The sequence below is a fragment of the Planococcus sp. FY231025 genome (genome assembly GCF_052078085.1).
Classification (GTDB): domain Bacteria; phylum Bacillota; class Bacilli; order Bacillales_A; family Planococcaceae; genus Planococcus.
Window position 1 is genome coordinate 102,179 of the sequence record NZ_JBQJJG010000005.1, and the last position, 20,426, is coordinate 122,604.

Annotated in this window: 21 protein-coding genes and 1 riboswitch; of the genes, 16 read left to right on the forward strand and 5 right to left on the reverse strand. The window is 48.1% G+C overall.

Going from position 1 to position 20,426, the window contains the following annotated elements; genetic code table 11:
* The first annotated feature begins 3 nt into the window (after positions 1–3).
* The 7 genes from ACTL32_RS06875 to ACTL32_RS06905 all read left to right on the forward strand — a co-directional run bounded on the left by ACTL32_RS06875 (position 4) and on the right by ACTL32_RS06905 (position 4,040).
* On the forward strand, positions 4–528 hold the full coding sequence (locus tag ACTL32_RS06875) for an AAA family ATPase (protein ID WP_441340773.1): 525 nt from the start codon (positions 4–6) through the stop codon (positions 526–528).
* Positions 529–548: 20 nt separating this feature from the next.
* Entirely contained in the window at positions 549–1,400 is an 852-nt protein-coding gene (locus ACTL32_RS06880) for a DUF2785 domain-containing protein (protein ID WP_441340774.1), read from the forward strand.
* Positions 1,401–1,415: 15 nt separating this feature from the next.
* On the forward strand, positions 1,416–1,856 hold the full coding sequence (locus tag ACTL32_RS06885) for an NUDIX hydrolase (protein WP_441340775.1): 441 nt from the start codon (positions 1,416–1,418) through the stop codon (positions 1,854–1,856).
* A 73-nt stretch (positions 1,857–1,929) separates the two neighbouring features.
* Positions 1,930–2,190, forward strand: a complete 261-nt coding sequence (locus ACTL32_RS06890; protein ID WP_441340776.1) for a hypothetical protein — start codon at positions 1,930–1,932, stop codon at positions 2,188–2,190.
* Positions 2,191–2,194: 4 nt separating this feature from the next.
* Positions 2,195–2,755, forward strand: coding sequence for a GrpB family protein (locus tag ACTL32_RS06895; protein WP_441340777.1), 561 nt, complete (start codon positions 2,195–2,197; stop codon positions 2,753–2,755).
* 22 nt (positions 2,756–2,777) lie between these two features.
* Positions 2,778–3,692 (forward strand): DMT family transporter, encoded by a 915-nt coding sequence (locus tag ACTL32_RS06900; protein ID WP_441340778.1) that lies wholly within the window; start codon positions 2,778–2,780, stop codon positions 3,690–3,692.
* A 42-nt stretch (positions 3,693–3,734) separates the two neighbouring features.
* On the forward strand, positions 3,735–4,040 hold the full coding sequence (locus ACTL32_RS06905) for a hypothetical protein (RefSeq protein WP_441340779.1): 306 nt from the start codon (positions 3,735–3,737) through the stop codon (positions 4,038–4,040).
* A gap of 89 nt (positions 4,041–4,129) precedes the next feature.
* Here ACTL32_RS06905 and ACTL32_RS06910 read toward each other — a convergent pair whose 3' ends face one another.
* Entirely contained in the window at positions 4,130–7,339 is a 3,210-nt protein-coding gene (locus ACTL32_RS06910; RefSeq protein WP_441340780.1) for a M36 family metallopeptidase, read from the reverse strand.
* Between the two features lie 429 nt (positions 7,340–7,768).
* On the opposite strand from ACTL32_RS06910, the gene ACTL32_RS06915 reads away from it, so the two are divergent.
* From ACTL32_RS06915 to ACTL32_RS06930, 4 genes are all read left to right on the forward strand, one after another.
* A complete protein-coding gene (locus ACTL32_RS06915; RefSeq protein WP_441340781.1) occupies positions 7,769–8,158 on the forward strand; it encodes a GNAT family N-acetyltransferase in 390 nt (129 codons plus the stop codon).
* Between the two features lie 133 nt (positions 8,159–8,291).
* Positions 8,292–9,338, forward strand: a complete 1,047-nt coding sequence (locus tag ACTL32_RS06920) for an AbrB family transcriptional regulator (RefSeq protein WP_441340782.1) — start codon at positions 8,292–8,294, stop codon at positions 9,336–9,338.
* A gap of 191 nt (positions 9,339–9,529) precedes the next feature.
* Complete coding sequence (locus tag ACTL32_RS06925) at positions 9,530–10,348, forward strand: STAS domain-containing protein (RefSeq protein WP_441340783.1); 819 nt, start codon at positions 9,530–9,532, stop codon at positions 10,346–10,348.
* Positions 10,349–10,460: 112 nt separating this feature from the next.
* A complete protein-coding gene (locus ACTL32_RS06930; RefSeq protein WP_441341193.1) occupies positions 10,461–11,327 on the forward strand; it encodes a DMT family transporter in 867 nt (288 codons plus the stop codon).
* Between the two features lie 553 nt (positions 11,328–11,880).
* Here the strand turns inward: ACTL32_RS06930 and queE are convergent.
* From queE to queC, 3 genes are read right to left on the reverse strand one after another with little or no spacing between them, the layout of a single operon-like run.
* On the reverse strand, positions 11,881–12,573 hold the full coding sequence (gene queE / locus ACTL32_RS06935) for a 7-carboxy-7-deazaguanine synthase QueE (protein WP_441341194.1): 693 nt from the start codon (positions 12,571–12,573) through the stop codon (positions 11,881–11,883).
* A gap of 11 nt (positions 12,574–12,584) precedes the next feature.
* Complete coding sequence (gene queD / locus ACTL32_RS06940; RefSeq protein ID WP_441340784.1) at positions 12,585–13,010, reverse strand: 6-carboxytetrahydropterin synthase QueD; 426 nt, start codon at positions 13,008–13,010, stop codon at positions 12,585–12,587.
* Positions 13,007–13,672 carry a 7-cyano-7-deazaguanine synthase QueC gene (queC, locus tag ACTL32_RS06945; RefSeq protein ID WP_441340785.1) on the reverse strand — a complete coding sequence of 222 codons (666 nt, stop codon included), beginning with the start codon at positions 13,670–13,672 and terminating at the stop codon, positions 13,007–13,009. Before queC ends, queD begins: the two co-directional genes overlap by 4 nt.
* Positions 13,673–13,679: 7 nt before the next feature.
* Positions 13,680–13,723, reverse strand: a riboswitch (PreQ1 riboswitch).
* A 132-nt stretch (positions 13,724–13,855) separates the two neighbouring features.
* Here queC and ACTL32_RS06950 point away from each other — a divergent pair.
* From ACTL32_RS06950 to ACTL32_RS06965, 4 genes are all read left to right on the forward strand, one after another.
* A complete protein-coding gene (locus ACTL32_RS06950; RefSeq protein WP_441340786.1) occupies positions 13,856–14,470 on the forward strand; it encodes a kinase in 615 nt (204 codons plus the stop codon).
* A complete protein-coding gene (locus ACTL32_RS06955) occupies positions 14,467–15,855 on the forward strand; it encodes a M1 family metallopeptidase (protein ID WP_441340787.1) in 1,389 nt (462 codons plus the stop codon). The genes ACTL32_RS06950 and ACTL32_RS06955 overlap by 4 nt, the downstream gene beginning before the upstream one ends.
* A 64-nt stretch (positions 15,856–15,919) precedes the next feature.
* Positions 15,920–16,351, forward strand: coding sequence for a DUF4362 domain-containing protein (locus ACTL32_RS06960; protein ID WP_441340788.1), 432 nt, complete (start codon positions 15,920–15,922; stop codon positions 16,349–16,351).
* A 250-nt stretch (positions 16,352–16,601) separates the two neighbouring features.
* A complete protein-coding gene (locus ACTL32_RS06965) occupies positions 16,602–18,137 on the forward strand; it encodes a hypothetical protein (RefSeq protein WP_441340789.1) in 1,536 nt (511 codons plus the stop codon).
* A gap of 58 nt (positions 18,138–18,195) precedes the next feature.
* Here the strand turns inward: ACTL32_RS06965 and ACTL32_RS06970 are convergent, their stop codons facing one another.
* Entirely contained in the window at positions 18,196–18,750 is a 555-nt protein-coding gene (locus ACTL32_RS06970) for a universal stress protein (RefSeq protein WP_441340790.1), read from the reverse strand.
* A gap of 278 nt (positions 18,751–19,028) precedes the next feature.
* On the opposite strand from ACTL32_RS06970, the gene ald reads away from it, so the two are divergent.
* Positions 19,029–20,144, forward strand: coding sequence for an alanine dehydrogenase (gene ald / locus ACTL32_RS06975; RefSeq protein ID WP_204890263.1), 1,116 nt, complete (start codon positions 19,029–19,031; stop codon positions 20,142–20,144).
* Positions 20,145–20,426 lie beyond the last annotated feature (282 nt).

The following is a 20,426-nucleotide window of genomic DNA, read 5'->3' on the forward strand; positions in this document are numbered from 1 at the left end:
AGCATGTTTTTTCTGCAAATGTCCGGATTTCCTGGCTCCGGAAAATCGACGCTCGCCAAAAAGCTGGCGTCTGAGACGGGAGCAGTCATCATCGACCACGATACTTCCAAAAGTGCGCTTTTGGCTTCACTGGACGAAAGTAAGCTTGACGCCCGGACGTTAGGGAAGGCAGCTTACGGCGTCGATTGGGCGTCTATAGAGTTCCAGTTGGCACAAGGAAAAAGCGTCATTTTCGACAGTCCTTGCCTGTATGAGGAAATGATCGAGAAAGGGACAAAGCTGGCGCATAAATACGGCGCTTCCTATAAATATGTTGAATGCTATTTGAACGATTTCACGGAAATCAACCAACGGCTGAGAAACCGGGAACGGCTGCTGAGCCAGATTCCAGAAGTGGAATCGGAGAGCATTTTCACAAGAGCGTTAGCCAGCAGCAAAAAACCGGAAGGGCAACCATGGATCCGGGTGGACTCTGGCGAAGAAATTGGGACATATCTGCATACTGCTTTGCAGTATATAAAAGAGTAGAATTTTAAAGGAGAACGCCAATGCTGAAAGAGCGCTTAAAGGAAATCAACGCCATGCCGATGGAGGAACTGCAACGCCTCAATGGGCAGCAAAGAGCCGAGTTGACGGCCGCTATGCTAGAAGAGATCGGTTCTATAGACGAAGAATTACGGGATGAGCTCGTTTATTCTACATTTTTTAGGCTTGCTGCGGAGGAAGTATTAACGGATCGGGAGCTGGCGTCCATTTTAGATGTATGCCTGGATGAAAACCATTTGTTCCTCAAGATTAGTGAACCTTCGGAAGATGCGGTTTTCACGCGTTCTTTCTCGTCCCTAGTGATCGCTTTGGTGCTGTTTCAAGACAAAACCCGGAAGTTCCCGCCGACAGCCAAGGTGGAACAAGTTTTCCGCCGGAGCGTAGAGTATTTGCAGCGGGAACAGGACATCCGCGGGTTTGTTGAAGGAAAGGGTTGGGCGCACAGCATTGCGCACGGCGCGGACATGCTGGCAGAAGCGGCAGGGCATCCCGGAATTGATTTGGATTGTGCCGAAGAATCGTTGGCGGCGGTCGAATCCTGCCTTTTCAAGCAAGGCCAATACAACAATGAAGAAGATGACAGGCTCATTTTCGTCATTGAAGCCTTGATCGCCAAAGGCCTTTCGGACGAGCGGCTTGCAGAGTGGATTGCCGTTGTTTTCGAAAAACTGCAGGAAATCCATGAGAAAGAAAAATACTCGGCAGAATTTTTCCGGAACAAGACCAATATCCTTAACTTCGCCAAAACCCTTTATTTCAGGTTGGTGTTCCGTGGCGAAAATCCGGATACAAAAGAACGGATCACTGAAAATCTGGAACATTGGCACGGGGTCCTTTATGGACGGCCGAGCTAAAAGAAGGAGGCCCACATGGAAAGAGTCGATGTTGTGTATGTCTATCTGTCAAATAAGACTGAAGACCAAGTGCTGATGGTGAAGAATTTCGGAGCGGGCGATTCGTATTATACGCTGCCGGGTGGTGCTGTGGAAAAAGGGGAGACCCTGGAAGAAGCTGCAATAAGGGAAGCCAAAGAAGAAACGGGGTTAGATGTTTCGATCGGGGGCATCCTTTCCGTCAGTGAAAAGTTTTTTGAAGACCGGAACCACCATGCGGTGTTTTTTACGTTCATAGGCGAAGTGGTCGGAGGCCATCTGGAAATCGCTTTTCCAGAGGAGATTGAAGAAGTGGTGTGGATGGACATCGAGATGGCTAAAGATTATACATTCCTAGGAAAACAGCAAGGCCAGGGTCCTACAATCCCTTATATTTTGCATAGGCAAACGGTGAGGAATGCATCGCGATTCAACTAAAGATCCGTCCGAGCCAAAGATCAAGCCTGGCTGATGGAATAGAGTACCAAAAATAAACAAAAGGAGAAATCAAATGAATTTAATCTTTTTCATGTTAGTCAGCGCATCTTTAGCTCTTCTTTTGCTTCCCGCAGGACCTACCTTAGGCAGTTTTTTTGCATTTGTAATCCTTGCAGGCTGTTTGTTTAGAGCGCTGTATTTATTAAATAAAATCAACGACAAGCTCTCAAGGATCTCAAATCGGGTAGTCCATGCTCCCCAGGCAGTGAAGGAAAGTGAAGGCAAGGTTATGGGCGGAAATTATATCAGCACAGATCAGCCCGATGGCCAATAGAAAAATGAAAACCAAAATTGCCATTGAAGATTACAATCCTTTATGGCCAATAGAATTTCAAGAATTATCTTCGGTGTACACTTCAGCATTGGCTGGTGAGGTTGTGGCGATCGAGCACGTCGGGAGTACGGCCGTTCCGGGATTATGCGCAAAACCGATTTTGGATATTGATATTGTCCTCTCTGACTGGGACAGATTGCCGACCGTCATTGAGAAGATGGCCAGGATGGGATACCTTCATGAAGGGGACCTGGGCATAGCTGGCCGTGAAGCTTTCAAATTAGTGAACCAAGCTTTGTTTTTTGAAGCCTTCAGGAGGCAGGCAATGGACCATCACCTCTATGTCTGTTCAACAGATAGTGATGAATTCATGCGCCATATTGCATTCCGCAACCATTTGCGCAAGCATAGAGATAGTGCTATAGAATACGGAAAGTTGAAAAGGGATCTGGCTGAAAGAGCAGAAAGCCGGGTATCATATACAGCAGAAAAAAGCGCATTTATTGGCATGATTTTGGCTAAAGAAATGGATATCTCCATTAGAAAATACATAAAAGAGAACTAGCATCTTTTAGCACAAAACCAAAATGTATTTCATAGAGGGGGCAGCCGATATCAAAAGTAAATTCACCTTCGCATTTTTAGTCGTTTTAACCACCAGTTTGATGGGCTCCTCTTTTGCAGTCGGAAAAATCGGGCTTGAACACGTTTCACCGCTTCTTTTGGTTGGGACGCGGTTCGTGCTGGCGGGAATCTTGATGATTGCCCTCGTCTTGCTGTTGAAACGCCCACATCCGATAGGCACACGGAATTGGCTCCGTATCTTTATCATCGGTGCTTGCCAGACAGCCGGCGTCATGGGCTGCATCTTTCTCAGTTTGCGCACCATTACTGCCGGAGAATCGGCAATCCTGACGTTCATGAATCCTTTGCTTGTAGTCGTTTTCGGAACGCTTGCATTGAAGCTGAGCTACCGGTTTATTCAATGGGCAGGGGTGCTGCTCGGTTTTATCGGAGTTTTCATCACAATGGGCGGACAGCTGCAATTTGAAATTGGAACGGTTTTCGGGTTTTCGAGTGCGGTGTTCTGGGCTGTCGGTACATTATTGATCAAACGGTGGGGCCAGCAGTATGATGTCTGGGTGCTGACAGCTTACCAGATGCTTTTCGGAGGACTCGTCCTGTTGCTGCTGAGCACGGTCTTGGAAGATCAGCAATTGGCTCTCAACCCGGTTTCGGTCGCGGTTATTTTATGGCTTGCCATCCCGGCATCCATCGTCCAGTTTGCTGTCTGGTTCTACTTGCTGCAAAACGGCAATCCGGGGAAAGTCAGTGCATTCTTATTCCTGGCACCTTTTTTCGGCATCATTTCCGGCTGGCTGATACTTGATGAAAAGATCGGCACTACACTCCTTGCAGGAGGAGCACTGATTTTCGCCGGCATTTTCCTTGTGAATTGGCCTGAAAAGCGGAAAGATCCCCTTGCGGAGGAAGACACTTGATGCGGTATACTGATTGTATAAAGAGAGTAAGGGGGATCGGCCATGCTTAAATTCATCGCCAGCGCTGTGGGCGGCGTGTTGTTATTGAAAGCGGGAGGTACAATCGAGTCCTATTTGGCATCGCCATCCAAGCTGAATGCCAATCTTGAAAAGCTGGATCAAGAAGTATGGTTCCGGACGCTGAGGGAAGATTACCGCTATAATCATATCATTGAGCACAACGGGAAGATCCGGAAGTATTTGAGCAATGAAAAAAATGCCGATTTGCTGCTGGAAGACAACAAAGAGCAGGAGAGGTTCACGGCCCTCGTCCATGAGGAATTCGAACTCTTGCTGAAGCGGAAGTGAACGGAAATTACTGGTCTTAGATGGAATATTAAAAACCCCTGAAAATGAAGGATTTCTTCATTTCCAGGGGTTTTTGGTCTCCGGTTTTCTTAATAGGGGCTCGTCACATTTAGGTTGAAGTTCACATTCGTTCCGTTATAAAGACCGACATAGATATATTTTGTACCACCTGGAACAACTCCTGATTCATCGGCTGCGGAAGTGGCGACGCTTCCGATGACATTGAAGCCTGCATCGTAAAAGTAAAGGTCGATATCATGCCCAGTTTCACTTGTTCCGGTTACTGAAATGTTATGGATGCCATCCCCATATTGTTCTGGAAGGCTAACTACATATCCATCCACGCCTTGTGAAGCGGGTTCAGGGTTTTGGGTAGTGACAAATTCGTTCTGCGTTGCGGCCAGGGACAATTCGTCAACGCCTGCCAACGACCCTGCTCCAGTTCCTGCATTTCCCAATTGAATCGTTCCAGAAGCGGTGAATGGCGCTTCAGTTTCCAAATCAAGTGGCGAAATTTTGGCTTTATCCGTTGTGAACGCCTGAATTTCTGCAACTTGGATATAGCCTGCAGCATTGTCCTGCGCCGATTTTGCAATGAATTTCAGCTGCGTTGCTTGCGCGGACTGTTCAAGTTGGTATTCTTGATAATCCAGGTCCGGCGTCGCAGGACGCGGTTTTCCGGCGGAGAAACGATCCTCTAGAATCGTGGTCCAAGTTTTTCCATCAACAGATGCTTGGACTTCAAAATCCTTCAGCGTGGCAAAGCGCCCTTTCGCTACGTCTTTCATTGCACTGATATGCAGCTCAGAAATGAAAAGCGGTTCGTCTCCTGCAAGATCCACAATGAGTTCAGAACCAGTGAAACCAGCTTCTTTTTGTTCGGAAGCAAATACGCTAGCTTCGGTATCGTCAATCGCCAATTTTGCCGGATTGCTCGCAGAGACATCAGATGCACTTGCAATAGAGGCTCCATTGAAGGAAGACGCAACGTTTGGTGAAAGCTGGACATTCCAGCGTTCGCTTTCCCCGGCAGTGATGCGGACATTTTCAATCGTCCGTGAACCATAGCCTCTTGCTTGGATCGTGATATCATAGGTGCCATCTGCCAGTTCAATTGCAAAACCTCCTTTATTGGAAGTGGTCGCTACTGGCGTAGTACGGGCTTCGTATTGGCTGACAAAGATACGAACATCCTCGATCGGCTTGTTCGTCTGGCCATTAACAATTTTCCCTAAAAGTTTTCCGTTCAGTGAGTCGTCCGGATGGTTGAATGCTGGCTGCGGATCCGTATCATCCCCGCCGTTGGAGTAGGCATCATCCCCAAGCCCTCTTTGGGCAACGGCTTTCCATAGGACCTCTTGGTATTTGCCTCCGTACCGTTCAAACTCTGAAGCCATGATGGCTGAGCGCATGTCGACCATGGAAGGGTTCGGAACCGCAATCGGCATAGCATCAACGACCAGCTGCTCCAGCACTGTTATCGCTTCGGCTTCCCCGAATTGGGCTATTAAAGCTTCGCGTGCATGCCAAAGGATGGCAGCCCAAATATCTCCATCCGCATGGACTTCCGGTCCGATAATATCATAGCCGACATCTCCGTAATTGATCGGTGCTTCAGCCAAAGACCAGTTGCGTATTCCGCGTTCAGCATTTCCGGTGACGTATGCGCCAACGACCGGCTCATCCTGCAATCCTTTTTTAACCAAGTAGTTCATGCCAAACCAGTCTCCCCAGCCTTCTCCCATTGAGCCGGACTGGTGGCTGCCAAGCGCCTCTCCTCCTGCGACCAACCGCGATGAAAGGGCATGGGAATATTCGTGGTAAATGATTCCGGCATCATAATCTCCATCTGCGTACGCCCCTTCAAATGCACCAGGGATCGGCTCCCAAAGAAACATGCCGCTCCAAGCCGCAATGCCATCGGGCAGCGTCAGCATATAGGCATTATCGCGCCCGGTGTAGGTCGGATTTCCGCCGCTGGCTGCACCGGCTTGGACCAGTCCTAAAATCGGGTCGCCGCCCATGCCGCCCTTGCCGAAATTATCTGCCTGCAAATTGCCAGCGTCTTCGGTCCAGCCCAGTTTATAGAAATAATCATGGAACAAATTATGATGGTAGAACAAATTGGCTGTTGCGCTGTTGACGTCTTCCGCATAAGAAGGAGGGAGGATTGCTCCTTTGTTTTTCTGCCAGGCATTCAAGAATGGATAATTGAATTTCCCAAGGGGGCTCACCGGCCGGATTAATGTGTCAGCGGGAACCAGGAAATTGCTCCAGTTTGCATAAGAACTTGCATTATTGCCCAATGTCGTAGCTCCGAGGTCGCTAGTTGGCAGCAGCCAGCCATTAGGAGATGCAGCAGGATCGCCTTTAAATGATTTCACGGTTTGCTGCCCGCCGGCAGGAGCACCCGGATAGTTTTCAAAAATAAGACCTTCCGGATTCAGGTAATCTACCAGTGAACGGCGATATAACGTTTCGCCGTTTTCAGCATCGATAATTACTTCATAAGCTTCATTCAGTTTCTCGATGAACAAGACGCGGTAAGCAGGCCGAATGCCATCAGCAGTGAAAAAGGCTGCAGGTTTGACACGCTGTTTTGTCGGAAGCACACCCATCCCATCAAACACTTTCCATCCTTTTTCATCTTCTAAAGCTTTAGGAGTAATATCGAGGCCCGGAAGAAAAGTACTGACAACAGCTTCTAGTGCTTCTTCTGCAGTCAATTGGAATTCTCCAGTGAATTCACCTGAAGGAGAAGCGTCGCTTACGACTGAAAGAATGCGCCCTTGTTCATTGACTGCCACGATTATACGGCCGCCAAAAACCGATTCAATGCCTGCAACAGTTTGCTGGAAGGTGACCGGGGAAAGATTGGTGCCTGGAACTTTTTGGCTCCGAATGACTGCTAATTCCGTAACATCTTGCTCCGTTAAACCGAAGATTGCCTTGTTTGCAGAAAGCCAATTACGGGCAATCGTTTCAGCACTGCCAGTATTTGCAGGCGATAAATAGCCCTTATCTTTCATGATGCTGGATGGAGTGCCGAACTTTCTATTCCAGTTTATTTTTGTTCCAGTCCCTGCAGCTTCCACGATTTTGTCCGCAGCCTCAAGTTGGGAGCGGGAGGGCAGGACTTCGGACAGCGCTTTTCGGACATCGACGATTTCATCTGCATGTACATGCGGATCACTATTGTTCTGATTCTCATCGGTGACTGCAAAGGCAGGGGAAATGGAAAAAACAGAGCTTGCAATCAATATGGAGCTAAGCAACGCTAAACTTTTCTTCTTCGGCATCGTCTTCATCCCTTCATCTGGAAAAATTTAATTTTTCAACTAATTCCATTAGAACAATTTAAAATCTCCCAGTCTATTCAACTTAAGGATAGTTCGTATACTACTTTGTGCGTAGGTTTTGCTTTTAAGTCGAGTCTTAAGATAAAAACGTAAAGGGACTAATCTGCTGAAGAGGGCAAAAGTGCGGAGTTTCTTTTAGACATGTTAAATCGGGATGAGTGATGCTGGCGGCTGGGAGAAGAGTGTTGAAGCTTTTTGGCTCTTTGCCGTTCATGATATAGTTGAATGAATAAAAAAAAGCCGTAATTTATGTTTAGCTTTTATTCAAAAAGGGGATTAACAAAAAAGGTTTGAATTTTTTTGCCTTGCAGTAGATATGCGGTTCTAGATGAACAGCAAGACAACAGAGAGAATGAGGGAAGATGAGAGATGTTAACCAAATACAAGAAAACATATAAAAAAGTGGCAATGGGGCTCCTGTCTTTAGTAGCGTCCCGAAAAAGCGTAAAAGATTTGCAGGAACTGATTTTATCTTATGAAGAAAAACCTGAACGGCAGCTGTTCTTTTGGAAAGAAGGAGAGAACATCACCGGCCTGATTGGGGTCGAAAAGAGAGATGGCCATTATGTCATTTTGCATCTATCAGTCAATCCATCCTACCCCGGGGAAGAAACCGGCTATAAGATCATTGATAGCCTGCGCCAGCAGATGGCCGGGCAAGAAATGAGGCTCTCGAGGGAAACAGCGTTGTTTTTAGCGAAATGCCGCAACATGACAGAAGATTTAATGCCATATCGCGAGGAACAAGCGATTTCCTGAGAAGCATCCGGTATATGTCCGTTGCCTGCCTTTATGGCAGGTTTTTTTGTTTTTAATGTGAACCGCTTTTCCTCCAAGCGCTTAGCGCTATAATAGAATATGAACTTTATCTACAATGAAAGAAGATGAACAAATGAAATACTATCCTCTGGCTACAGCTTTCCTTGTCGGATTGGCAGGTGCTTGGGTGTTTAATCTGGCGGGGGCGCCGATGCCTTATCTTTTGGGTCCGCTTTTTGCGGTCCTCGCGGTACAGCTCTTTACGCCGATTCCTTTGAAATGGTACAGCGGGTTCCGGAATGCGGGATTGGTCGCAGCCGGATATGTCATCGGCATCGCCTTTACGTTACAGGCGATCCAAGGAATGAAGCAATACTTTGCAGCGATGCTGGTGATCAATATCGCTTTTTTCTTTCTGTTTTTATTGATCAGTTCCGTGATGGAACGCCGGACGAAAGTGGATAAAAGAACAGCGATGACATGCTGTGTTCCTGGCGGGTTTTCCCAAATCATCGCTTTCGCCGAAGAACAGAAGGGCATCGATTTAACGGCGGTCACTTTTTATCATCTCCTGCGCGTACTGATGATTGTGGCGATTGTGCCTTTTATCGTAGCTGGCGGAAATGCGGCAAATGCTCAGAATGTGGCTGAGGCGCATATTTCGTTCCCGCTGATCGGGCTTCTGGCCGTCAGTTATGTAGCCGGCATGGTGAGCCATAAGTTGAAGGTTCCCACGGCTTTTCTTCTAGGTCCGATCTTTTTCATCATGGTGCTGAATTTGGCCGGCATCGAAGTTCCGCTGATGCCTGCTTCGCTTCTGCATCTGGCACAGGGGATGATCGGTATCTATATCGGGCTGCTGCTGAAAAAAGAGAACCTGAAGCTTTCAAACAAGCTCATTCTCTATGCTTTTATCTCGAGTGCAATGCTGATAGCTGCAGCCTACGGGGTAAGCTTCATATTGCAGGATTTATACGGTTTGAGTTTCTCGACAAGTTTCTTGAGCGTTGTACCCGGGGGGCTGGACCAGATGGGCATTATCGCGGCTTCTGTACATGCGGATGTAACTGTCGTCACGGCTTTTCAATTGTTTCGCATCCTGTTCTTGTCCGCCGTAGTCGTGCCTTTTGTCAAATACATGGGAAATCGCCGGATGAAAGCAAAAGCCGTGGAAATGTAACGCAGAACCATTTCCTTTATTTGGAGAGATAGCTTATAATTTTGAATATAGCACTATGGACTCAGCAAGCATTATATTCGGGGCGGACTGCTTCAACCTTTATTCTCAAGCGGATGGGCTGAATGCGCGGACCGCTGGAATGAAGACCCTTAAGGAATTCAATTATCAGATATTGCAAAGGAAGGTTTTGGATGAACGCACTCAACGATTTTACGCAGCACATACACGAACATCTGGCACCGATGGCCAATGAAATCGTCAACAAGGTAATCGGGAGGTTGAATATCGAAATAATGCCTGAAGAGCGCGGACAAGCAGTTGGCATGTATGAAGCATTCCTGAAGTTCCTTGCAGATGTTCTGGAAAAGGAGCAAGCAGAAGCTGTACCGGCTGCCTTGATCGAGTGGAGCAGAAAAAATGCCGAAATGGTTGTTTCGCTGGATGAAGACATCTCATTGATCGTTGTCCGTTATCCGCCGACCCGTGATGTTTTTACAGAGTTGTTTACCGATCTGTCTGTCGAATTCGGATTGACGGTCCGGGAAAATGCTTTCGTCATCAAACGGATCAATAATCTCTTGGATGTCAGTTTGATTGAAACATTCTCCGCTTTTGAACGGCTTTCAAAGAAAAAGCAAGAAGAGACCCAGGCGGAGCTTGTTAAACTTTCTGCTCCGATTGTGCCGATCCAAGACGGCGTTGCGGTCATTCCGCTGATCGGCTTTCTGGATGAAAAAAGGGTACAGCATATTCTGCAGAATGTAATTCCGCAAGTGGCAGATATGGACATCGATTACGTCATTACAGACTTCTCCGGAGTGGTGACAATCAATGAAAAAGTGGCTGAAGCCATGCAGCAGATTGGTGGTACACTCCGTTTGATGGGAATCCATGTATTGTCGGCAGGACTCCGTCCGGACCTTGCCCAAACCATCGTCAACAGCGGCATCAACATGTCGAAAATCGAATCGTTTTCAACTGTAAAACAAGCGCTGAAAAGCATTAAATGATTAGGTAAACAGGCAAAAAGGAATCGCTAAGGTTCCTTTTTTTGTTAGCAAGAGTACGTCAACTGACAGAAGGAGGCCCAAATTGGATATTCGCATTTTATTCGCTTATGGAATGGCAATCATTCTTTGGGGTTCGGCATTTCCAGGAATCAGGGTCGCCCTGGAATCGTATAGTCCGGAACATGTCGCACTTCTGCGCATGGGGACCGCTTCCTTTGTCCTGTTTTTCATTGCGCTGAAAATGAAGATGAAACCGCCGGCACTTAGAGATGTCCCGGCCATCCTTCTATTAGGCGGGCTTGGTTTTTCGGTTTATCATACATTTCTCAGTATCGGAGAAAAAACTGTAGAAGCAGGCACAGCCAGTTTGCTGATTTCGCTGGTGCCCCTTCTTTCAGCTTTGCTCGCTGTCATTTTTCTGAAAGAGAAATTTGGCGCTGCCGGTTGGATTGGATCATTGATCGCTTTCATCGGCGTTGGGGTTATTTCACTATCCGGCGGAACTTTCCAGATTGAGTGGGGAGTACTTGTGATTTTAGCAGGGGCGTTAGGAGAGGCCTTCTATTTTGTCTTCCAGTCTTCCTATCTTCAAAAATACGGTTTTCTGCCATTTACATTTTATGCAATCTTTGCCGGAACGTTATTCATGCTTCCATTTGCAGGCGGTTTAGGTACTGCCGTCGGGCAGGCTTCCGTTGAAAGTACTTTGACCATCCTGTATCTTGGCCTTTTTCCGACAGTGATCCCTTATTTCGCCATCGCGTATGCGACTTCCAGGCAAGGGGCATCTGAAGCGACCAGTTTCCTTTACCTCGTCCCTGTCATGGCGATAATGATTTCCTGGCTTTGGCTCGGGGAACTTCCAACCCTGCTTTCAATTCTCGGCGGAATCCTGGCGCTCATCGGAGTCGCTACTCCGCGTATAGCCTTTCTCTTCAAGCAAAAAACTATTTCGGCAGCAGAACATAGAAAAACGTGAAATCGGCAAGCTGATTTCACGTTTTTTAGCTTGTTGAGAAAGAAATAAAATACTTGTCTCTTAATCGATATTTCGCAAAGCAGCTTCGTAAAACCCCTGTGCTCCTGCGCGCTATGCGCTCGTCGCAAAGAGATGGCTCAAACTTCCTTAGAGCCATCTCTTTGCCGCTGGCGAGCGCCAAGCCTCCTCAGTCGCTTCGAAAACCTTGTGCTCCTGCATCGCTTCGCTAGCTTCGTCGCAAATGGTTGAGCAAATTCCATTTGCTCAACCATTCCCTGCGGGGTCTCGGCTGTCTCGCTGTCCCGCAGGCAAGACTTACCCGAAGCCTGCGAGGGCAAGTCTTTGCGACGAGCTTGCGCAGGAGCAGTACGGTTTTCTCCGCTGTTTTGCTCCATATCTCAGTTAGCACTGTTAAAACGGATAAAGTTACCAGCTTTTAAAGAGCGAAACCAGCGCCGGCGCGTCCACGGGCCGGGCGAAGCTATGAGACGGGTGTTTTTCCCGGCTCATAGCGGGAGCCATGCCCAAAGCGGGGTAAAAAGTTCATTTTTATTTAGACGCCGCGTTTATTGCCCCAAACCAGGGTATGAAGCTGCGGGAGCACTTTGGCATCATTCATAATATGGGAGCGGACAGCCAGATCGATCAGCCATTCGTAGCGTTCCAATAACGATGCAGTCAACCGGGCGTCGTCCGTTGTAGCGGTGTCGCTGTTGCCCGTCTGCAAAAAGAAAGGGACTGCCGGATAGCGCAGGTGGAGATCTTCTGCATATTTGAAATCTTCTTCGTCGAATATGACAACTTTTAAAGTCGCATTGGCATCGGCCAAGTTTTCAATGAAGTAATCGAGTTTCGTGAAATCGGTCTGCATGCCGGAACTTGGGGGCTTCGGCGATAAGGTGATGTCATCAATCTCGCGCATCCAGTCCTGCCAAAACGAACCCTGCGTTTCCACGCCGACTTTCCAGCCGTTTTCATGGCAAAGCTCGACCAATCGGCCGATGCCTTTATGGAGTGCCGGATTGCCGCCGGAAATCGTGACGTGCGAAAAAGCGCCGCCGCCGATTGCTTTCAATTCTTCTATGATTTGTTCAGGCTTTTTCGAGACGCTCGTGCCGGTGCCGTCCCAAGTGAATTTGGAATCGCACCAAGAGCAGGAATAATCACATCCGGCTGTGCGCACGAACATTGTTTTCTGTCCCATGACCATGCCTTCGCCTTGGATTGTTGGGCCGAACACTTCCATTACCGGTATCTTCACTGGAGGCCCTCCTTGCGCGGACGGTAGACGACATAGCTTGTCGGCGTTTCGCGTACGATGATTTGAAGGCAGTCCGGCCGGTTGTCCGTCGCTTTCAGGAGCCCTTGGATGCTGTGCCAGATCTGCTCGGCCAGCAACTCGGTTGTCGGAAACTTGTTTTCAAATTCAGGATGGTTGTTCAGCACCGAATGGTCGTATTTTTTATGGATTGCCCGTTTGAGCTTTTTAAAGTCAATCAAAAATCCGGTCGCATCGAGTTCATTGCCGCCGATCGTCACATTGACGAAATAGGTGTGGCCGTGCATTTCCTGGCACAGGCCGGCGTCTTCGCTCGGGATGAAATGCGCAGCTGAGAAGTTCAGGTCCTTGTTCAGCTCGAACCGGTAATCATGCGGGACGGAAGGATAGAATTGCTGCATCATAAAGGCTCACCTGCAGCTTTCCGTGTTTTATATTCGGCCAGCCCTTCGTTGCGCAAAACGCACGCCGGACATTCGCCGCAGCCTGTGCTTGAAATGCCGTTATAGCAGGTCAAAGTCTTCTCCTGCACAAAGTCCAATGCGCCAAGCTGATCGGAAAGGGCCCAGACTTGGGATTTATCCAGCCACATAAGCGGTGTGTGGATGATGAATTGCTTGTCCATAGCCAGATTCAATGTCACGTTCAGCGACCGGATAAACGTGTCCCGGCAATCGGGATAGCCGCTGAAATCGGTCTGGCTGACACCTGTTACCAGATGGCGGGCCCCAATGGCATCGGCATATACCGCTGCAAACGATAGGAAAAGATGGTTTCTGCCGGGAACGAATGTTGAAGGCAATTCACCTTCTTTAGCGGAAACTTCGATGTCGTCGCGCGTCAGCGCATTCGCTGATAGTTGGTTGATCAAGGTCATGTCGAGCACTTTGAATGAAACACCGAGTTCATCGGCGATTTTTCGTGCGCATTGGATTTCAGCTGAATGGCGCTGTCCGTAATCGAATGTCACAGTCGCTACTTCGCTGAAGTTTTCTATTGCCCAAAACAGGCAAGTTGTACTGTCTTGGCCGCCGCTGAAAACGACAACCGCTTTTTCTTTTTTCAAGTGAAACATCTCCTTAGTTTTTTAGAGAGGGAGTTTGCGAACCTCTTTTTTTCAGAACATCGTTAATAATACCATAGGGCTGCATAAAAATGGTACGGCTGTTTCATCCATTGCTAAAGGGAAAGCAGCGCTTTTGTCGAATCAAGTACAGGAGTACATTATGGAAGGCTGGAAAAGGACGACATGGAAAAAGTGAAAGCAGCTCTGGATGAAATATGGGCAAGGCAGCCGGAAAGCCGAACCATCATCGCCATCGATGGGCTTAGCCGCTCCGGCAAAACGACTTTGTCGGACAGGATGGCGGAATATTTATCGGTGCAGAACGTACCTTATAAACTGTTCCATATCGATGACTTGATCGTCGAACGAAAGCGGCGGTACGGAACCGGCCGCGCTGAGTGGCAGGAATATTATTTTATGCAATGGGAAATCGAAACCCTTCAAGAACAGTTCTTAGGCAAACTGAAAACTGAAACGGAAATCAGTCTTGCTTTTTATAATGCCGGCTCGGACAGTCATGTAAGCAAGAAAATTCGGCTTCCGGCAACCGGGATTGTCCTGATTGAAGGCGTATTTCTTCAACGGCCGGAATGGCGGCCTAATTTTGACGCCGTCTTCTACTTGGATTGTCCCAAAGAACAGCGATTCGAGCGGGAATCCGAAGCAGCAAAGCGAAATAGCAGGAAACTGGCCGACAGGTACTGGGCAGCGGAGCAGTATTATGAAGAAACCGTAAGGCCGAAAGAGCGGGCGGATTGGGTTATTCAAAGCGGTCGAGAGATAGGAGAGACAACATGAAGATCAGCAGCAGGATTTGGATCGTTATAGCCGCGGCAATTGCCGCAATCATTACATTAACCGTCTGGTATTTCTATTTCAAGGAAAACGGAGAAGGTGAAAACGGAAACACCGCTATGGGCGCCAGTGCAACTTACGAGATCGAACTGTCCCTCAATGAAGCGGATGAATTCGGGATCAGCACCGTCATAGAAGTTGCCAATGAAACGGAGGGGCCGTTCGAAGACATCGGGTTCTATTTTGTGCCCAATGCCCTGAATTCCGATGAAACGGCGGACTTGCCGCAGGAAGCTGCCGAAACGGCTATCGGCTCCATAAAAGTCGGGGGCGAAGAGGGAGAATACACGCTTGAAAACAACGAGCTGCTGGTGGAGCTCGCGGAGCCGCTTGAGCCAGGAGAGAAAGAAACCATCGAAGTGGTTTATTCACTGACGCTGCCGGAAAACGGCATGCGGCTGTCCCAGGACGGCAACAATTTCTTTTTGGCGCAGTGGTATCCGATGCTTGCCCAGTTCGACAATGGCTGGGATATCGAACCGTTTGACATGGACGGCGAATCCTACCATACCGGATTCGGGGACTTCCGGATAGACTATCAATTGCCCCGGGAGTATTTGGTCGCGAGTTCTGCCACTGACGGCGAAGTGCAGCCATCCGTTTCAGGGACACTCGAGGGGGACCGCATCAAAGATTTCTATCTCGCGCTGATGGACCCGGAAGAGTGGATCCATGAAACGGTTTCTGTTGAAGGAGCCGAGCTCCGCTTGTTCATGCCGGACGATCCGGAGCTTCTGGAGGAGTCGGCGGTCATGGCGGAAGCGGCTTACGTGTTTTTCGAAGAACGGATCGGTGACAATCCGTTCCCGGAACTCGATATCATCGGAAATGACGGCTATATGGAATACCCGAACATCATTGAAGTTGCAACCACTTGGGATGCCCTGGATTCCGTGCTGGTCCACGAAATCGCACACCAATGGTTTTATTACATCGTCGGCAATGATCCGTTTGAGGATGCGTGGGTTGACGAAAGCATCACGGAATTCGCTGCTTCACTGTTCCTGTCGGATTATTACGGGGACGAAGAATACGGCTTCAGCTCGGCGGAGGCTGCAGCGAATGCCTACCGCCAGGAAAAGTACGCCAATTTGCCGTTGGATGAATTCGTCGGGGCACAGTATTTATCGACCGTATACGGAGCCGCACCGCTGACGCTCCGGAACTTTTTTGAGGAGCGGGGAGGGCAAGAAGAAGCGCTCCAATTCCTGTCTGCCTATTATAGTGAATTTCAATTCGACTTCGTGAATACGGATAAATTCAAGCGGTTTTTCGAAGCGTATTTTGAAGGCGACCAAAGCGAATTTTTGGACAGCTGGCTAAAATAATCACGTTGGCTTCCGTAATTTTTTTCAGTTGTTCCCGTCTAATGAGTAAAGGAAGGTGATCGGCATGCGGAAACAGAATGCAGTTGCTCTTCTCCTTTTCCTGCTGCTCGCCGGCTGCGGGAAAGAAGAACCCGGCAAGATAGCCGGCAACGGAAAGGGCGAGCCGGATGTGGAGCAAGTGGTCAATACGCATGGCACCGTGGAGAACGCCGGCAGACTGGATGAATTCGTCTCTTCTGTGGAGCAGCGGAAAAACGATGCGGTGCAAGTGGTGAACTTTACGACAGAAGGCGATCCGATTTACCAGACGCTCGAGTTTGACGGCGATGAAATCGAATTCACCCATGATAGTTCGAGGGACAAATTCGGCTCTGGCAGCATCACCACAATGAATTGCGGGTCAATCTCTAAAAAGGAAACGGCCAGCACCGTGGATTACGTGCTGACAGGGTGTGAACAAGGTGAGACCTTCAATGTACTGACTCTCGAAAAGTAGAACCCGTTGAAGGAGTGGAAAAAAGCTGCAGAAACCTGGCAATGCCAGGCGTTTCTGCAGCTTTTTCGTTTGATCGAAGTGTTCCTTTAAAGGAAAGCTGGATTCAGGAAGGCGGAACGGAAACATTTGTGCAAATTTTTCTATATTCTTCCTGATTATGCTGTTAATATATAGAAAAGATTAGAGAGAAAAGTTTAAGAACTATAGTATAAAGAACCTTTATCAATCAAATACTTTACTCGGAGGCATCATGAAAAGCATACGAAAATTTTTGGTTTTATTCGTCGTCCTGGTTGCGCTTTCCATCATGAGTTTTTTGCTGATTTTCAATCAAGGCCTGATCGGTGGACTGATGCTCGCAGCAATGGCCGCTCTGTTCAGTGCGGTCTTGTTCGCTGCAGGCATTGCCGGCGTCCTGAAAGGGAAGCTGGATTTCTTCAGAATCCGGAATACATGGGAAGCGGTCGGCACCATTCTTTTTGCCGTCATTTTCTTCACAGTGGTCAGTGTGGTGACCGTCGCCAATTCCTTTGTAGAATTCACCGCAGGGGAAACCAACTTGGCGCATAGAGAAAAGATGCGCTTGTTTGCCAGCACCATTTTCCAAGTGCCGGCCCAAAAAGAGCTGGTTTCCGAAGAGAAAAATGGCGTCACATATTACGTGATGGAAGAGAACAAAAACGAAATCGAAAAGATGGAAGGGCTGCTCGCAGAACAGCGGGAAGAGCTGAACGCCTTTTTCGGAACGGATGATTCCGGCGGGCTTGCAATCGAGTTCCATGAGGATTATGAGTCAATGGAGGAGTTGGCAGGCATCGAGGATGTATCCGCATTTTACAACACGCTCAATCGCACCATCCATCTGGTGCCGGATGATGCAGAATGGGAAACGGTCCTGGTACATGAGTACACACATTACCAAAGCCACCTTTTCGCCTTGGAAAACGGCTTGCCGATTTCGCATCTTCCCCATTGGTTTGAAGAAGGCATTGCCGAGTATTTTGCAGAAGCGGGCAGTTTTTGGTACGACCTGGAAACAATCAGGCTAGCCGATTTCCGCTCAATGGACGATCTGGAGGATTTTGATGCCTCAAGCACAGCCGAATTCGACCCTTACGCCCAAGCTTATCTTGCGGTAAAAGCGCTGGTGGATGACTACGGCGAAGAAGTGATTTTAGAGCTGATGGTATCTGAATCGGTACGGGCGTTCTATTCGATGTTCGAGGAGAAGACTGGCCAAAGCATTGAAGAGTTCCAAGAGACCTTCCTGGAAGAAATGATCGCCGAACAGAGAGAAATGAAAAAAATGTTCGACAGCCTTTATGCCGCCATGGAAGCCAAGCAGGACACAGTGGCCGAAGGGCATTTCCAGGCGATAGAAAACACCGGGGATGCGTATGATATTGACGAAGCGTACTGGATCATGGCGGATTTTTATCTGGAGCAGGAGCTTTATAGCAAAGCCGCGGAGCTGATGAATGCCAAAACCGCAAAAGGGGACGAACGTTTCCTCATCGACGATTTGCTGCTGTTGGCGGAAATCCATTTAATAAGCAATCCGAAAAAATCACTTGAACTGGCAGAACGGGCCGAGCAGGAAGCTCTCGCATCAGGGGATATGGACTACTACGATTTCGACAGTTTGATTGCTGCTTATCAAAAAATCAATTCAGCGAATGCAGCAGGCGGCTATAAAATGCTGTTCGAAGAAGAGCTGATCTATAATATTTATGTGATTGAAGATCTGGAAAGTAAACTTAAGAAAGAGTTTCCAGAGCAATTCTAAAATGAAAAAGAGGCCAGCCCGAGTAGGGCTGGCCTCTTTTGACATGCATGAGGTGCTATCAGCGTCGGCCGATATCATCTCCGACAGTTGTATCACCTTGTTGCTGCAATGGCGTCTTATCGCCGACGATCTGTTCGCTGCTAGAATCGGCGGCAGATAGTTTGTCGTCGATTTCATCTGTACGTACGACCAGGACGTCACATTTCGCTGACCGGACAATGTGTTCTGAGACACTGCCGATTAGGAACCGTTCCACTGCATTCAAACCGGTGGCGCCACAGATGATCAGATCTGCGTGGATGCGCTCAGCCAATTCACGGGAAATCAACGTTTTGGGAGAACCGTAATCGACGATGATATTCACTTTCTGTACGCCGCCGGCTTCCGCTTCCCGCTTATAGCCGCCGAGAAGGTCTTCAGCAAATTTCTGTGCACGATCCGCAATGGAACGGTCATAAGCTTCGATTGCCGCAAAAGAGCGCGTATCGATGATATTGACCAGGTTCAATGTTGCATTGTTCCGTTCAGCAATCCCTACCGATTTTTTGAAAGCATATTCCGCTTCTTTCGATCCGTCTACCGCTACAAGAATCTGTGAATACTTCAACGTCATTTTACATTCCTCCTAAAGTCTTATGTATAAACCTTTCTTTAAACAATAGGTGAAATCCTTCTTTTTGGATCAATTATATTTTCAATTAACATGAAAATCCCTAAAATTTGAAATAACTTGGACATATCTGCAGAGCAATACGGAAAGCGCCGAAGAAAGAAAATTCCGCATTTCCTAGAAAAAGCCGGACAAAGGAAAAAGTTGAGCAGGAAATGGAGATATCTGATAGAATGGATTTGCTTTGAACATTTACATAACTTTAATTGGAGGGTTTTGCAATGCGTATTGGAGTACCGACGGAAGTCAAGAACAATGAAAACCGGGTAGCGATGACACCGGCAGGCGTAGTGAACCTATCACTTTATGGCCATGAAGTATTCATGCAGGCCGGTGCCGGCCTCGGATCTGGTTTCACGGATGAAGATTACAAAGCTGCAGGGGCTCAAATTGTCGAAACGGCAGAAGAAGCTTGGGCGCAGGAAATGATCATGAAAGTGAAAGAACCGACTCCTGCCGAGTACGGCTATTTCCGTGAAGGCATGATCCTGTTCACGTACCTTCATTTGGCTCCAGAAGCTGAATTGACAAAAGCGCTGCTTGATTCGAAAGTGATCGGAATCGCATATGAAACGGTTCAGCTTCCGAACAACACATTGCCTTTATTGACGCCGATGAGCGAAGTGGCAGGCAAGATGTCCACACAGATCGGTGCTCAATTCCTTGAGAAAATCTACGGCGGCGGAGGCATTCTGCTCGGCGGAATTCCTGGCGTTTCCCGTGGGAAAGTAACGGTTATCGGCGGCGGTGTAGCCGGAACAAATGCTGCAAAAGTGGCAGTCGGGATGGGCGCATCTGTGACCATCCTCGACTTGAATCCGGACCGTCTGCGCCAGCTTGATGATCTGTTCGGATCGGACGTCCAAACTTTGATTTCCAACCCTCTTCATATTGCTGAATCAGTAAAAGAAGCGGATTTGGTAGTTGGTGCGGTCTTGATCCCAGGCGCTAAAGCTCCGAAGCTCGTAACTGAAGACATGATCAAATCGATGAAACCGGGATCTGTGGTTGTGGATATCGCTATCGACCAAGGCGGCATTTTCGAAACAAGCGACCGCATCACAACGCATGACAACCCGACATACATCAAACATGACGTCGTGCATTATGCTGTTGCGAACATGCCTGGTGCTGTTCCGCGCACATCGACGATGGGCCTTACAAATGTAACGGTTCCATACGCAGTACAAATCGCGAACAAAGGATTTGAAAAAGCGATCCGTGAAAACGAAGCGCTGAAAAAAGGCGTCAACACGTTCCAAGGGCATGTCACATATAAAGCCGTTGCGGACGATCAAGGACTCGAATACAAATCAGTCGACGAATTGTTGGCGTAAGCAAAAAAGAAGGCAGCTACGGAATTTTTCCGGAGCTGCCTTTCGACTTGTTAAGAAAGAAATTGATTTTGTTTTTTGAAAATGGTAAACCGATAGATTCGCAGCTGTTTTGCTTCATATCTAAGAGAAGCTATTGAACCAAGAAGATTTTAGGTATCTCTCTATTCTAAAAAGCCTATCCAGCGCCGGCGCGTCGGTGGGCTAGGCGAAGCTAGGAGACGAGTGGCCTTCTCGGCTCCTGGCGGGAGCCATGCCCAAAGCGGCCGAAGCGGTGTGAAAAAA